Annotated in this window: 14 protein-coding genes; 8 read left to right on the top strand and 6 right to left on the bottom strand. The window is 61.9% G+C overall.

Annotation, left to right across the window (positions count from 1 at the left end; all coding sequences use genetic code 11):
• The first annotated feature begins 7 nt into the window (after positions 1-7).
• From rimM to leuC, 6 genes are all read left to right on the top strand, one after another.
• Complete coding sequence (rimM, locus tag ATY76_RS25870; RefSeq protein WP_088677709.1) at positions 8-577, top strand: ribosome maturation factor RimM; 570 nt, start codon at positions 8-10, stop codon at positions 575-577.
• Positions 577-1,278 (top strand): tRNA (guanosine(37)-N1)-methyltransferase TrmD, encoded by a 702-nt coding sequence (trmD, locus tag ATY76_RS25865; RefSeq protein WP_088677515.1) that lies wholly within the window; start codon positions 577-579, stop codon positions 1,276-1,278. The genes rimM and trmD overlap by 1 nt, the downstream gene beginning before the upstream one ends.
• A 211-nt stretch (positions 1,279-1,489) precedes the next feature.
• Positions 1,490-2,026 carry a 50S ribosomal protein L19 gene (gene rplS / locus ATY76_RS25860; protein WP_088677514.1) on the top strand — a complete coding sequence of 179 codons (537 nt, stop codon included), beginning with the start codon at positions 1,490-1,492 and terminating at the stop codon, positions 2,024-2,026.
• A gap of 138 nt (positions 2,027-2,164) precedes the next feature.
• A complete protein-coding gene (locus ATY76_RS25855) occupies positions 2,165-2,962 on the top strand; it encodes a transporter substrate-binding domain-containing protein (RefSeq protein ID WP_088677513.1) in 798 nt (265 codons plus the stop codon).
• An 18-nt stretch (positions 2,963-2,980) separates the two neighbouring features.
• A complete protein-coding gene (locus ATY76_RS25850) occupies positions 2,981-3,799 on the top strand; it encodes an amino acid ABC transporter permease (RefSeq protein ID WP_088677512.1) in 819 nt (272 codons plus the stop codon).
• Between the two features lie 257 nt (positions 3,800-4,056).
• Entirely contained in the window at positions 4,057-5,466 is a 1,410-nt protein-coding gene (leuC, locus tag ATY76_RS25840) for a 3-isopropylmalate dehydratase large subunit (RefSeq protein WP_088677510.1), read from the top strand.
• Between the two features lie 105 nt (positions 5,467-5,571).
• Here leuC and ATY76_RS25835 read toward each other — a convergent pair whose 3' ends face one another.
• Both ATY76_RS25835 and ATY76_RS25830 read right to left on the bottom strand, forming a co-directional pair.
• Positions 5,572-6,402, bottom strand: a complete 831-nt coding sequence (locus ATY76_RS25835) for an aldo/keto reductase (RefSeq protein WP_088677509.1) — start codon at positions 6,400-6,402, stop codon at positions 5,572-5,574.
• A gap of 132 nt (positions 6,403-6,534) precedes the next feature.
• Positions 6,535-7,056 (bottom strand): L,D-transpeptidase family protein, encoded by a 522-nt coding sequence (locus ATY76_RS25830; RefSeq protein ID WP_088677508.1) that lies wholly within the window; start codon positions 7,054-7,056, stop codon positions 6,535-6,537.
• A gap of 167 nt (positions 7,057-7,223) precedes the next feature.
• On the opposite strand from ATY76_RS25830, the gene ATY76_RS25825 reads away from it, so the two are divergent.
• A complete protein-coding gene (locus ATY76_RS25825) occupies positions 7,224-7,907 on the top strand; it encodes a response regulator transcription factor (RefSeq protein ID WP_011427159.1) in 684 nt (227 codons plus the stop codon).
• Between the two features lie 102 nt (positions 7,908-8,009).
• Positions 8,010-8,465 carry a cyclic nucleotide-binding domain-containing protein gene (locus ATY76_RS25820; RefSeq protein ID WP_088677507.1) on the top strand — a complete coding sequence of 152 codons (456 nt, stop codon included), beginning with the start codon at positions 8,010-8,012 and terminating at the stop codon, positions 8,463-8,465.
• A gap of 21 nt (positions 8,466-8,486) precedes the next feature.
• Here ATY76_RS25820 and ATY76_RS25815 read toward each other — a convergent pair whose 3' ends face one another.
• From ATY76_RS25815 to ATY76_RS25800, 4 genes are all read right to left on the bottom strand, one after another.
• On the bottom strand, positions 8,487-9,272 hold the full coding sequence (locus ATY76_RS25815; protein ID WP_088677506.1) for an ATP-grasp domain-containing protein: 786 nt from the start codon (positions 9,270-9,272) through the stop codon (positions 8,487-8,489).
• Positions 9,272-10,075 (bottom strand): exodeoxyribonuclease III, encoded by an 804-nt coding sequence (locus ATY76_RS25810; RefSeq protein ID WP_088677505.1) that lies wholly within the window; start codon positions 10,073-10,075, stop codon positions 9,272-9,274. Before ATY76_RS25810 ends, ATY76_RS25815 begins: the two co-directional genes overlap by 1 nt.
• Before the next feature lie 124 nt (positions 10,076-10,199).
• Positions 10,200-10,865, bottom strand: coding sequence for an outer membrane lipoprotein carrier protein LolA (locus ATY76_RS25805; RefSeq protein ID WP_088677504.1), 666 nt, complete (start codon positions 10,863-10,865; stop codon positions 10,200-10,202).
• 140 nt (positions 10,866-11,005) lie between these two features.
• Positions 11,006-13,687 carry a DNA translocase FtsK gene (locus ATY76_RS25800; protein WP_088677503.1) on the bottom strand — a complete coding sequence of 894 codons (2,682 nt, stop codon included), beginning with the start codon at positions 13,685-13,687 and terminating at the stop codon, positions 11,006-11,008.
• Between the last annotated feature and the right edge of the window lie 267 nt (positions 13,688-13,954).

The following is a 13,954-nucleotide window of genomic DNA, read 5'->3' as shown; positions in this document are numbered from 1 at the left end:
GGAACCCATGACAAAGCTTGAAAACCCCGTTCTGATGGCGACGATCGGCGGCGCGCAGGGGCTGCGCGGCGAAGTTCGCGCCAAGGCCTATACGGCCGACCCGGCCGCGCTCGGCGATTACGGCCATCTGCACAGCATGGACGGACGCAGCTTCGAAGTCCTCGAAATCCGCGAGATGAAGAACATGGTCGTCGTCCGCTTCCGCGGCATCAACGACCGTAACGCCGCCGAGGCATTGAACGGGCTGGAACTCTACATCGAGCGCGACAACCTGCCCGACGAGGAGCTGGAGGACGACGAGTTCTTTTATGCCGATCTCGAAGGGCTCGAAGCGCGGGACGACAAGGGCGTCAGCTACGGCACTGTCACCGGCGTCTTCGATTTCGGCGCAGGTGACCTGCTTGAACTGAAAGGTCCGGGCAAACGCCCGGTGCTGATCCCCTTCTCGGAAGCCTCAGTGCTGGAAATCGACATTGAAGCCGGCACGCTGCTGATCGACCCGCTGGCAGCAGGACTGGTCGACGACCCGGAAGAGCTTTCGAAATTCGCTCCCGACAAGCCGAAAAAGAAGAAGTGATGGCTTTCCGGACAAGCGTGCTGACGCTCTATCCGGAGATGTTTCCGGGGCATCTGGGTTTTTCCCTCGCCGGCAAGGCGATGGAGCGCGGCCAATGGTCGCTCGACGCGGTACAGATCCGCGATTTCGCCACCGACAGACACCGAACGGTTGATGACACCCCCGCCGGCGGCGGCGCCGGCATGGTGCTGAAACCGGACGTTCTCGGCCGCGCGATCGACAACGTCTCTGAAAACGATGCCCGCCCGCGCCTGCTGATGAGCCCGCGCGGCCGGCCGCTGACGCAGGAGCGCGTGCGCGAGCTTGCGGCCGGTGAAGGCGTCATCATCGTCTGCGGCCGCTTCGAAGGCGTCGACCAGCGGGTGATCGAGGCGCGTGGACTGGAAGAAGTCTCGATCGGCGACTACGTGCTGTCGGGCGGCGAACCGGCCGCGCTGATCCTGCTCGACGCGATCATCCGCATCCTGCCCGGCGTCATGGGCAACGATCTTTCCGGCCTGCACGAAAGCTTCGAAGGCGGGCTGCTGGAGCATCCCCATTATACGAGGCCGCAGGAGTGGGAGGGCCGCGAAATTCCCTCGGTCCTCACCTCCGGCAACCACGGCGCCATCGAGAAATGGCGCCGGCAGCAGGCCGTGCAGTTGACCGAGAAGCGCCGGCCGGATCTGCTCGAAAAGGCGAAAAACGAGAAAAACGGCTGATTCCGCCGGCCTTTTCACAAAAATGTCGTGCGAGGGATGACAAGCCCCGGCCTTTCGTGTATTGGCGCACGCGGAAATGGGGTTAGCCCCGTCTGCCAGCAAACAAAGAATGGCGAATCCGCTCCCGTCCGCAAGGGCAAAATCCTGAGGCTAGCCCAAAGGATCAGTGTCGAGCGCTCTGGCTGTTTCAGAAGAACCAAAGGTTAAGACGATGAACATCATTCAGCAGCTCGAGGCCGAACAGGCCGCCAAGATCGAAGCCAAGCGCACGCTTCCCGAATTTTCCCCGGGCGACACCGTCCGCGTCAACGTGAAGGTCACGGAAGGCAACCGTACCCGCGTTCAGGCCTATGAAGGCGTTTGCATCGCTCGCTCCGGCGGCGGCCTGCAGGAAAACTTCACGGTCCGCAAGATCTCCTACGGCGAAGGCGTCGAGCGCGTATTCCCGGTATACTCGCCGATGATCGAAAGCGTCGACGTCGTTCGCCGCGGTAAGGTCCGTCGCGCCAAGCTCTATTACCTCCGTGACCGTCGCGGCAAGTCCGCCCGTATCGTTGAAGACACCGGCGTCCGCGCCCGCAAGCTCAACGACGCCGAGCGCGCCGCCGTTGCCGAGGAAAAGGCACGCATCGAAGCCGAAAAGGTTGCAGCAGCCCAGGCGCTCGCCGCCGAGAAGGCAGCAGCAGAAGCTGCGGAAGCCAAGGCCGCTGCCGAAGCCGCCGCAGCAGCCGAGAAGGCAGCAGAATAAGATCTGCAGAAAATTCTGTTTCTTGGAAAGGCGGTCTTCGGATCGCCTTTTCTATTTTTTCGGCGCCCATGCAGCCGGCGGCCTTGCCTCAAGCCTATTTTCCGTGACAATTTTCGCTTTCAATTCTGGAGCTGTTCCATGCTGTTTCGTCGTACCGTTCTTGCGAGCTTTGCCGCCCTTTCTCTTCTGCCCTTCGCCGCAGCGGCTGCCGAGCTGCCCGATCTCGGCGGCAAGAGCGTCGTCGTCGTCGCCGAGAATGCCTACCCGCCGCTGCAGTTCGTCGATCCGAAATCCGGCAAGGCGATCGGCTGGGAATATGATGCGATGAACGAGATCGCCAAGCGGCTGAACTTCAAGGTCGAATACCAGAACACCAGCTGGGACGCGATGATCCAGGCGGTTTCCGACGGCCAGTACAACATCGGCATGACCGGCATCACCATCAAGGACGACCGCAAGGAGAAGGTGGATTTCTCCGATCCCTATATGCGCTCGCAGCAGTTCATGCTGGTGCGTGGCGACGAGAAGCGCTTCACCGACGCCAAGAGCTTCGGCGCCTTCAGCGACGGCCTGATCGGCGCGCAGCCCGGCACCTCGCCCTTCTACACCGCAGTCTATGAAATTCTCGATGGCAACGAACAGAACCCGCGCATCAAGCTTTTCGAGACCTTCGGCGCAACCGTTCAGGCCCTGAAAACAGGCGACGTCGATCTCGTGCTGACCGACAGCGTCGCCGCCAAGGGCTATGTCGATTCCTCGAACGGCGCCCTGAAGGTGGTCGGCGAGCCGCTCGGCACCGAGGATTTCGGCTTCATCTTCCCGAAAGGGTCCGATCTCGTCGCCCCGGTCAACGCCGCCATCGCCGCGCTGAAGGCGGGCGGCACCTTCGATGCGCTGAACAAGAAGTGGTTCCTCGACTACAAGATGGGCGAATAATTCCCCGAGCGATCGCAGATGGCGCCACAACCATCCCCGCGACAAGAGAAGGACGACCGCCCCTGGTGGCTGGCCGTCCTAGTCCTGATCGGTATCATTCTCGCCGTCGTCATCGTCACCAACGACATTTACGCGCAGGTCTTCCGGACCGTGGCGAATGGCGCCGGCATTACCGTCTTCGTGACGCTCGTGGCCTTCGTGCTCGCAACTGTGCTCGGTCTCGGCATCGCGCTGCTCGGCCTGTCCGACAGTATCGTGCTGCGTCAGATCGCCCGCTTCTATATCGAGATCATCCGCGGCATCCCGATCCTGGTGCTGCTCTTCTACATCGCCTTCGTCGGCGCGCCCGGTCTTGTAGCGGCTTACAACTTCATGATCACGCCACTCGTGCAGGCGGGCATTGCCGAGCCGATCCTCGTGCGCGACCTGTCGCTGATGTGGCGCGCGATCTTCGCCCTGATGATCGGCTACTCCTCCTTCATTGCGGAAATCTTCCGCGCCGGTTTCCAGTCAGTCGATCTCGGCCAGATCGAGGCTGCGAAGTCGCTCGGCCTGTCGCGCTACCGCCGCTTCCGGCTCGTCGTCTTCCCGCAGGCGATCCGGGTCATCTTCCCGCCGCTCTCCAACGACTTCGTCTCGATGGTGAAGGACTCGTCCCTCGTCTCCGTCCTCGGTGTCGCCGACATTACCCAGATGGGCAAGGTCTACGCTTCCGGCTCCTTCCGCTTCTTCGAGACCTATTCGATCGTCACCTATATCTACCTGATCCTGACGATCGGCCTGTCGCTCTTCCTGCGGCGGGTCGAGAAGAAGATGAAACAGATGCCGCGGCGCTAGCGCGATGCGCTTCAGGGGCCGTACGATTCGAATTGCCGTTTCGATCAAAAATCGCTATATCCAGCGCCATGGAATCCAAGTTCAGATGCACTGGCGCGCATGTTTTCGTGCTGCAGGACCATTATCGCCTGCCGGCACGGTTCTTCGCGTGCGTATCCGGTGCGCTCAACAGCCGACTTCGTTGATCGAATGACGGCCGGCGGAGCCTGATCCGCTTTTTCCGATTTTCCAAAGCTTCCAAAAACGGACTTAACGCCATGAGCGCACCGCGTACCCTCTACGACAAGATCTGGGACGACCATCTGGTCGACGAACAGGCCGACGGAACCTGTCTTCTCTACATCGACCGTCACCTGGTCCACGAAGTCACCTCGCCGCAGGCTTTCGAAGGCCTGCGCATGAGCGGCCGCAAGGTTCGCGCGCCGGAAAAGACGCTCGCCGTCGTCGACCACAACGTTCCGACGTCGCCGGATCGCCATCTCGGCATCAAGAACGAGGAAAGCCGCATCCAGGTCGAGCAGCTCGCCAAGAATGCCGCCGAATTCAACGTCGAATATTATTCCGAGAACGACAAGCGCCAGGGCATCGTACACATCATCGGGCCGGAACAGGGCTTCACCCTGCCGGGCATGACGATCGTCTGCGGCGATAGCCACACCTCCACGCACGGCGCTTTCGGTTCGCTCGCCCACGGCATCGGCACGTCTGAGGTCGAGCACGTGCTCGCCACCCAGACGCTGATCCAGAAGAAGGCCAAGAATATGCTGGTGCAGGTCGACGGCCTGCTGCCGGCAGGCGTCACCGCCAAGGACATCGTTCTTGCCATCATCGGCGAGATCGGCACCGCGGGCGGCACCGGCTACGTCATCGAATATGCCGGCGAAGCGATCCGTGCGCTGTCGATGGAAGGCCGCATGACGATCTGCAACATGTCGATCGAAGGCGGCGCCCGCGCCGGCCTGATCGCCCCCGACGAAATCACCTTCGAATATATCAAGGGCAAGCCGCGCGCGCCGAAGGGCGAAGCGCTGGAACAAGCGATCGCCTACTGGAAGACGCTGCAGTCAGACGAAGGCGCTTATTTCGACCGCGTCGTCAAGCTGAACGCCGCCGAACTGCCGCCGATCGTCTCCTGGGGTTCTTCGCCTGAGGATGTCGTGTCGGTCCAGGGCATCGTACCGAATCCTGATGAAATCCAGGACGAGACGAAGCGTGCCTCCAAGTGGCGCGCGCTCGAGTACATGGGCCTCAAGCCAGGCACGCCGATGACCGACATCAGCATTGACCGGGTCTTCATCGGCTCCTGCACCAACGGTCGCATCGAAGACCTGCGCGCCGTCGCCAAGGTCGTCGAGGGCAAGACCGTTGCTTCCACCGTCAACGCCATGATCGTTCCGGGCTCCGGTCTTGTGAAGGAACAGGCGGAAGCCGAGGGCCTCGACAAGATCTTCAAGGCCGCCGGTTTCGACTGGCGCGAGCCGGGCTGCTCCATGTGCCTCGCCATGAACGATGACCGCCTGAAGCCGGGCGAACGTTGCGCCTCGACCTCGAACCGCAACTTCGAAGGCCGCCAGGGCTTCAAGGGCCGCACGCACTTGGTCTCGCCGGCCATGGCCGCCGCCGCCGCGATCGCCGGCCACTTCGTCGATATCCGCGAGTGGAACTGATCCGTCTCAATGGATGAAATTGAAACCGCCCGACGCGTTGAGGACGCATCGGGCGGTTTCGTATATCTCCTGATGTAACAGACGACTGCCGGTCGGTTCGTCCGGTCAGAATGACGCCGTCATCGGATCCGGTCCCATGCGGGCGCCGGCGCTATCGAGCTTGGCGATCGCAGCCATGTCATCGGCGTCGAGCTTGAAGTCGAATACCTGGAAGTTCTCCTCGATGCGCGACGGCGTGACCGACTTCGGGATGACGACGAGGCCGGTCTCGATATGCCAGCGGATGATGACCTGGGCCGGCGTCTTGCCGTGTTTCCTGGCGATCTCGCCGATGATCTTGTTCGAGATGAACTTGCCCTGGCCGAGCGGGCTCCAGGATTCGGTCACGATACCAAGCTTCTTGTGAGCCTCCTGTGCCGCCTTCTGCTGGAAGTCGGGATGCAGCTCGATCTGGTTGATGACGGGAACCACGCCGGTTTCGCCGATGATCCGCTCCAGATGTTCGGGATAGAAATTGGAGACGCCGATCGAGCGTGCCCGGCCCTCTTCCCGAATGCGCGCGAATGCCTTCCAGGTCTCCGTGTAGAGGCCGCGATGCGGCGACGGCCAGTGAACGAGATAGAGATCGACGTAGTCGGAACCAAGCTTCTTCAAGCTGCCGTCGAAGGCGCGCAGCGTATTGTCGTAACCCTGATCGGTGTTCCTGAGTTTGGTGGTGACGAAAATATCCTTGCGGTCGAGGCCGGAGGAGCGGATGCCTTCACCCACACCCTCTTCGTTGTCGTAACCGGACGCCGTATCGATATGGCGATAGCCGGCGGCAATGGCGGTGCGCACCGTCGGCGCGGCAATCTCCTGCGGCGTCTGCCAGACGCCGAGGCCGACCTGCGGAATGGAATGTCCGTCATGGAAAGTGATGATGGGTTGAGCGGTCACAATATGTCTCCGGAAGTTTGAAGAATTGGACGAGGCATGGATTGCACCCGCATTCCGCGAGCGTCCCTGAACGCATCTCAGCCCGCGCGTCCGGTCACCGAAAGCATATAGGCGCCCGCCTTCACAAAACAATCAGAGCACGCGGACAATCGTCCCCTTGCGAAGGTGCGGCAGGAGGCGGCGCATATCGGCGAGACTGACCGCCACGCAGCCGGCCGTCGGCTCGTAGCCCGGCCGGATGAGATGGAAGAAGATCGCCGAGCCGCGGTTGCGCGCCCGCGAGGAGATGTTCCAGTCCATCACCAGGCAGATATCGTAGAGCCCGTCGCTGCGCCGCATCTCCTCATGACCGGCGCCGAACGGCGCCCTGACGAGGCAATTGTAGTTGGCATTTCCGGATTGATCGCACCACAGCATGTCGGCGCGGATGCGGCGAAGCGGCAGCGAAGTCACGAGCCGGCCGTTCCGCTCACCGCGCCTAAAGCCCGATATGAGCCTCATCGACGTGATCGGCGTGGCTCCGTCGCCCTCGCGTTTCATCACGGTGCGGCCGGAGCGCCCGATGGCAGCTTGAACGGTGATTGCGCCGATGCTGACGATCGCGCGGCTCTTCTTTCCAGGCGCCGGACGCACCACGACCGTGGACGGTTTCATCCCCCGGCTCCGCCTTGCTTTTTCCATTTTTCTCGCAAGTCTTGCATTGCTTGAGGCTTTGATTGAAATCATATGAAAACCTGCCCGGCAACAGCTCCGCCGGCCGATCCTTGCCAAACCCGCAATTTGGCGTAGGACTAGGGGACCTAACATGAGGACGCAACGGCATGACCGCACGCACCATTCTTCTGGTGGACGACGACGAGGACCTTCGGCAGACGCTGACGGAGCAATTGTCGCTTTATGAGGAATTCACGGTTTTGCAGGAAGCCAACGCCGGCAAGGGTGTTGCGACCGCCCGGTCGACGCCGGTCGACCTCTTGATCATGGATGTCGGCCTGCCTGACATGGACGGCCGCGAAGCGGTGAAGCTGCTGCGCAAAGGCGGCTTCAAGGCGCCGATCATCATGCTGACCGGTCACGATACCGATTCGGACACGATCCTCGGCCTCGAAGCCGGCGCCAACGATTACGTCACCAAGCCTTTCCGCTTCGCCGTGCTGCTCGCGCGCATCCGCGTGCAGCTGCGCCAGCACGAGCAGAGCGAGGACGCCACCTTCACCGTCGGCCCCTATCTCTTCAAGCCGAGCCAGAAGCTGCTCACCACCGACAACGGCCAGAAGATTCGCCTGACAGAAAAGGAAGCGGCGATCATCCGTTATCTCTACCGCGCCGAACAGAAGGTCGTCACCCGCGACGTGCTTCTCGAAGAGGTCTGGGGTTATAACTCGGGCGTGACCACGCACACGCTGGAAACGCACGTCTACCGGCTGCGCCAGAAGATCGAGCGCGATCCCTCCAATGCCGAAATCCTGGTGACGGAAAACGGCGGCTACAAGATCATACCCTAGAACGTTTCCGGTTCTCCGATTGACGGAAATGCTCTATCTCTTTGTTTTCACGAGAAACTGTTCCGCGCTTTTGCTGGAATTGCTCTAAGGCGAAAAGCCCCAATGGCGCTGACCGACGACATTCATCTGCTCTCTCAGCTTCCGCTGTTCAAGGACATGAGCGAGGACCAGCTGCGGCTGATCGCCTTCGGTGCTGACCGCCGCGTGATTGCCGCCGGCCAGTTGCTGTTTCGCCAGGGCTCGCCGGCCGAGAGCGCCTATGTCGTCCTCAGCGGCAGCCTAGAGCTGAGTACGACGAGCAGCGACGGCATGCAACGGGCCGAGGCCGTCGCCGGGCCGGGAACGCTGATTTCGGAGCTTGCACTGGTCACGCTGGTGGAGCGCAAATTCACCGCGATCGCGCGCGAAGACACCAGCATCATCCGCATCACCCGCGCCCTCTTCCACCGGCTTCTGGAAGAATATCCCGACGCGGCCCGCCTGATCGAAAATCGCATCCGCGACAACCTCGCCGAACTTGCGGCCAAGGCCGCAAGCCAGTTCCACCGCTTCAGCTGACAAATAGCGATAAGAAAGGCGTCAGTCGCGGACGAGGCCGTCGATTGCCACTGCGAGCTTCAGGAGGTCGGCGGCATAGAACCCAGCAGCGTTGAGACAGTTGGTCTCGAGCAGCTTCAACCCCTCTTCGGTGCGGCAGAGATCGATGACATAGGCCGGCGAATAGCCGGGATTGATATCGACCATGCGCTGCCCAAACGCCAGTGCATCCTCGTCGATCTCATGGCGGTGGACGACACGCGATCCGTCCTTGTAGAGCGAATAGGTGACGATCCGCCCGTTGACGGCCCAGAGACGCCATTCGCGCAAGATGCGAACAGGCTTGGTGAGCATCAGAAGCGTGTCGTGGCGAAGCGATCCGCCTGGGATTTCGTCTTCGTCAAGCGTAAGAACCCTCTCCGCCATGCGGATGATCTCGCCGGTCGTTTTGACATTGCCGGGCTCCTCCTTGCTATCATCGACGGGACGGAGAAACCATTCCCTCCCATCGTCGGTCAGCTGGGTCGGAATGTCTCGGAGAGTGAGGAACAGCGCGTCAGCTCCATTCAGGAGATAGGGATGCCACGCCTTTTCCTGGACGAAAGGACGCAGCTTGAACATGCCCGGCCAGTAACCGTTCGCCTCGGCGTTTCTCCATAGCGTGTAGGAACCGAACATGATTACCGAGCCAGGGTCGGTGACGATCGGTGCCGGGATGAGCTCGCCGACGAACGGGACGACCTTGTGCCAGGTGTATGCAATACCGAGCCGGTCGAGCGCCTCGGCCAGCTTATGGGTGTCTTCGAATTCCTGGAGGAGCCATTGCATCAGAAATCGAAACGCGCCGTCACCGGCACATGGTCCGAGGGCCGCTCCCAGCCGCGAGCTTCCTTCAGGATCTCGATCCGCTTGAGATGCGGCCCGAGATCGGAGGACGACCAGATGTGGTCGAGACGGCGGCCGCGGTCGGCAGCTTCCCAATCCTTGGCGCGATAGCTCCACCAAGTGTAGAGCTTTTCGCTGGCCGGCACGTGATGGCGCATGAGATCGAGCCAGCCGCCGCGCTTCATCACCTCCAGCAGCCCGTCCGTTTCGATGGGCGTATGGCTGACGATCTTCAAGAGCTGCTTGTGCGACCAGACGTCGTGTTCCAGCGGCGCGATATTGAGGTCGCCGACGAGAATGGCGGAGGTGTTGGTCTCGCCATTGGCTTTCAGCTGCTTCATCTCCTCGATGAAATCGAGCTTGTGGCCGAATTTCGGGTTGATCGTGCGGTCCGGCTCGTCGCCGCCGGCAGGCACATAGAAATTGTGCAGCCGGACACGGCGATTGCCGTGTTCGAAGATCGCCGATATGTGGCGGGCATCGCCGACGCCGCAATAATCCTGCCGGTGATCCTCCGTCAGCGGAATGCGCGAGGCGATCGCCACGCCGTGATAACCCTTCTGCCCGTGGATGATGATGTGGTCGTAACCCATCGCCCGCAAGGGTGCTGCCGGAAAGAGCTCGTTCGGCACCTTGGTTTCCTGCAGGCAGAGAATGTCAGGCCTGTGCTTGAGAACGAACTGCTCGACGATCGGCATGCGCAGCCGCACCGAATTGATGTTCCAGGTGGTGATCGAAAAGCCCATGCCCACGCCCTTTCCCGCACACCGGGTTTCGAGGCGGCGTGCTCTCATGAAAGGGCTTTAGAACAAAGGCGGACGGGAGGGAACCGGCCGCGTGCAAAAGCCTTAGGCGATCAACCGAAAACCGTCAGTCGCGTGAGGCTGCCGTGCCCGGAATGCTTTCATAAGGCACCCGGAAGACGCGGTCGTCGAACTGCACGCCTGTTTTAACGTTGAAGATCATCACCGACGTGTCCTTGCCCTGGTTGTCGGTGATCGTCCACTGGCGCAGGTCGTAGGTCTTCGGGTCGAACATCATGGTGATGGTCGAATTTCCGAACACCGTATTGTTGCCGAGCGCGATCGTCGTCAGATCCGACTCCTCCTTCACACCCTTCACCATGCCGGCCGACAGGTCGATCCGCTGCGCCAGCAGCAGGCTGAGCGGCGTCTTGGAGAGCGGATAGAGGTCCCAGGTCTTGAGCTTCATATTGCCGATGGCGACATTCTTGCCGTCTGCGATCACCCGCATCGGCGATGGGTCGTCATAGTTGAAGCGCAGCTTGCCGGGACGCTGGATGAAGAACTTGCCGCCGGTCTGCTCGCCGCGCGGGCCGAACTGCACGAATTCCCCCTGCATCGTCGTGACGCCGGAGAAATGGTCGGCGATCGCCTGCGCGGTGCCGGAAGCCGGGGCCGCCGCCTGCGCAAGGGCGCCTAGGGGAAGGGTGCTCGCCACGGCAGCTACGGCAAAGGCGCCCAGCAGTTCGCGGCGCGTCGTCAGGCTGGAGAGGAAGGAATCGGAGTTACTCATCTAAATCTCCTTTATGCTATCTGCATGCCGCCGAATGGCGGCGTCTTCAAGGCGCCGCGATCATCCTCGCGAGAAGCGATGGCTTCCATGCTATCAGCTTCCCGCGAAAACGCTCGTATGGGAAATATATGGCTGTTATTTCAGCGGTCGAGGATGTCCGCCTCTGTCGGAACGAGAATTTCTCGCTTGCCGGCATGGTTGGCGGGTCCGATGATGCCTTCCTTCTCCATTCGCTCGATCAGCGAAGCGGCGCGGTTGTAGCCGATGCCGAGCCGGCGCTGGACATAGGAGGTCGAAGCCTTGCCGTCGCGCAGCACGATGGCGACGGCCTGATCGTAGGGATCTTCCGAATCCGAAAGGTTCGACGTGCCGGCCGGGCCGCCGCCGCCGTAATCGCCGTCTTCATCCTCATCGGCGGTGATCGCGTCGAGATATTGCGGCGAGCCCTGAGTCTTCAGATAGGAGACGATCTCTTCCACCTCGACATCCGAGACGAAGGGACCATGAACGCGCTGGATACGCCCGCCGCCCGCCATGTAGAGCATGTCGCCCATGCCGAGCAGCTGTTCGGCGCCCTGTTCACCAAGGATGGTGCGGCTGTCGATCTTCGAAGTGACCTGGAAGGAGATGCGGGTCGGGAAGTTCGCCTTGATCGTGCCGGTGATGACGTCGACCGAGGGACGCTGCGTCGCCATGATCACGTGGATGCCGGCGGCGCGCGCCATCTGCGCCAGACGCTGGACGGCGCCTTCGATATCCTTGCCGGCGACCATCATCAGGTCGGCCATCTCGTCGATGATGACGACGATATAGGGCATCGGCTTGAGGTCGAATTCTTCCGTCTCGTACATTGCCTCGCCGGTGTGGCGATCGAAACCGGTCTGCACCGTGCGCGAGATCACTTCGCCCTTCGACAGAGCCTGCTCGACGCGGGTATTGAAGCCGTCGATGTTGCGCACGCCGATCTTCGACATTTTCTTGTAGCGCTCTTCCATCTCGCGCACCGTCCATTTCAGCGCGACGACGGCTTTCTTCGGATCGGTGACGACAGGCGAGAGCAGATGCGGAATGCCGTCATAGACGGAAAGTTCGAGCATCTTCGGGTCGATCATGATCAGCCGGCACTGCTCCGGCGTCATCCGGTAGAGCAGCGACAGGATCATCGTGTTGATGGCCACCGACTTGCCCGAGCCGGTGGTGCCGGCGACGAGCAGATGCGGCATCTTGGCAAGATCGGCGATGACGGCTTCGCCGCCGATCGTCTTGCCGAGCGCCATGGCGAGCTTCGCCTTGCTGCCCTCGAAATCGCGCGAGGCGATGAGTTCACGGAGATAGACGGTCTCGCGCGTCTGGTTCGGCAGCTCGATGCCGATCGCGTTGCGGCCGGGCACGACGGCGACGCGGGCGGCGATCGCGCTCATCGAGCGGGCGATATCGTCGGCAAGGCCGATGACGCGCGACGATTTGATGCCGGGCGCCGGCTCCAGTTCGTAGAGGGTGACCACCGGGCCGGGACGGACATGGATGATTTCGCCCTTGACGCCGAAATCCTCGAGCACGCCTTCCAGCATGCGAGCATTCTGCTCCAGCGCGTCGGCCGAAAGCGTCGAATCGCGCACCACGTTCTTCGGCTCGGCGAGCAGGTGCATCGACGGAAGCTGGAAACCTTCGGGACGGATGAACGAACCCTGTGCTTCCCGCTCGACACGGGCACTCGGCTTCGGACGCGCGCTCGCGGGAACGACGCGCGGCTCAGGCTTGCCGGCAACCTTTGCCGGGGCACGGATCATCCAGTCGTCGTCATCGTCGTCGGGCAGGATATCGGCCGGGCGGGGCGGCATGTCGGCATCGAAGGGCAGGTCGTCGTCATCATCGTCGTCGACGGAAAGCGACGGCGCGGAAACGACGCGACGCGGCGAAGCCGCCCTTGCCCCCATCGATGGCTCCATCGACGGTTCCATGCGTTCGCCGCGGACGGCAGGCGTCTTGGCGCGGACCGGCTCATTGAGCGTGCCGAACTCGTCATCGTTGAAATCGTAAGGCGATTCGAAATCGCCCTGGCGGCGCTTGCGCGGTCCCATGCCGAAGATCCGGCGCAGACGGCCCTGGCTCATATACCAGGCATGCGTCACGGCACCGCTGAAAGCGACCCAGCGGGATTCGTCCTCCTCGTCCTCGTCGCCGACCACGCGGGCCTTGCTCGCCGTATTGGCATAATCCTCTTCGATTTCTTCGTCCTCGGCATCGCTGCGGCCGACGAGGCCTGATGCAAACAGCATCATCCACGCGGTCGGCAGGGCGAAGATGCAGCCGACGACCATGGCGAAAGTGCCTGTGGGATAAGCGCCGACGAAGAGCGCGGGAAAGCGCAGGATCATGTCGCCGACGACGCCGCCGATACCGTTCGGGATCGGCCAGGTGAGCGGCGGCGGAAAACAGCCGATGACGGCGGAGGAAAGCACCGAGCCGGCAAGCCAGGCGCCGGCCCGGGCGGGAATGCGGCTGAAGCGGCGGCCCGAAATCAGCGCCAGCGCCCAGGCGACGACCGGCAGCATCGAAACGACGCTGGCCAACCCCAGGAACTGCATGACGATATCGGCGAACGCAGCCCCGCTGTAACCGAGGATATTCGTCGGCAGGTTGGCGGTGGCATAGGAATAGCTGGGATCGGCGACGTTCCATGTCGCCAGCGCCGCGACGCCGAACGCCAGGAGCAGAAAGATCGCAAAGCCGATCAGCGCCTGGATCTGCCGCAGCATGAATGCCGAGAAGGAGAACCGATCCGGACGGCCATCCATTACCGGCGACGTGCTTCTTGCCATATGTCTAACCCGTCCAATGCCTGGGCACGCGAATCACGAAACTCGCCATGCCAAAATGCGTCCGCTCCACCTAATCAGAGCCCGGTTAAAGCGATGTTAACCATGCATGCCCGGAAGCGCATTCCGGCCGACAAAAAGAAAAAAGCCCGAACCTTGGAGGGTTCGGGCCAAATGCGGTCTATGACAGCTTTTCCGGGTCTAACCCGGAAAAGCTCTAGATAGGCCGCGACGGGCTGTGGAGGGCGCCCTGCAGGGCGCCCGAAGCTC

Source organism: Rhizobium sp. R339 (genome assembly GCF_002211395.1).
In the GTDB taxonomy this organism is placed as follows: domain Bacteria; phylum Pseudomonadota; class Alphaproteobacteria; order Rhizobiales; family Rhizobiaceae; genus Rhizobium.
The sequence above is the reverse complement of the archived record's forward strand: the minus strand, read 5'-3'. Positions and strand labels throughout refer to the sequence as shown.

Excerpts from the sequence above, each read along its gene's own strand:
- rimM (WP_088677709.1), top strand. The coding sequence starts at position 8 with ATGACAAAGCTTGAAAACCCCGTTCTGATGGCGACGATCGGCGGCGCG.
- trmD (WP_088677515.1), top strand. The coding sequence starts at position 577 with ATGGCTTTCCGGACAAGCGTGCTGACGCTCTATCCGGAGATGTTTCCG.
- rplS (WP_088677514.1), top strand. The coding sequence starts at position 1,490 with ATGAACATCATTCAGCAGCTCGAGGCCGAACAGGCCGCCAAGATCGAA.
- ATY76_RS25855 (WP_088677513.1), top strand. The coding sequence starts at position 2,165 with ATGCTGTTTCGTCGTACCGTTCTTGCGAGCTTTGCCGCCCTTTCTCTT.
- ATY76_RS25850 (WP_088677512.1), top strand. The coding sequence starts at position 2,981 with ATGGCGCCACAACCATCCCCGCGACAAGAGAAGGACGACCGCCCCTGG.
- leuC (WP_088677510.1), top strand. The coding sequence starts at position 4,057 with ATGAGCGCACCGCGTACCCTCTACGACAAGATCTGGGACGACCATCTG.
- ATY76_RS25830 (WP_088677508.1), bottom strand. The coding sequence starts at position 7,056 with ATGAAACCGTCCACGGTCGTGGTGCGTCCGGCGCCTGGAAAGAAGAGC.
- ATY76_RS25825 (WP_011427159.1), top strand. The coding sequence starts at position 7,224 with ATGACCGCACGCACCATTCTTCTGGTGGACGACGACGAGGACCTTCGG.
- ATY76_RS25820 (WP_088677507.1), top strand. The coding sequence starts at position 8,010 with ATGGCGCTGACCGACGACATTCATCTGCTCTCTCAGCTTCCGCTGTTC.
- ATY76_RS25815 (WP_088677506.1), bottom strand. The coding sequence starts at position 9,272 with ATGCAATGGCTCCTCCAGGAATTCGAAGACACCCATAAGCTGGCCGAG.
- ATY76_RS25810 (WP_088677505.1), bottom strand. The coding sequence starts at position 10,075 with ATGGGCTTTTCGATCACCACCTGGAACATCAATTCGGTGCGGCTGCGC.
- ATY76_RS25805 (WP_088677504.1), bottom strand. The coding sequence starts at position 10,865 with ATGAGTAACTCCGATTCCTTCCTCTCCAGCCTGACGACGCGCCGCGAA.
- ATY76_RS25800 (WP_088677503.1), bottom strand. The coding sequence starts at position 13,687 with ATGGCAAGAAGCACGTCGCCGGTAATGGATGGCCGTCCGGATCGGTTC.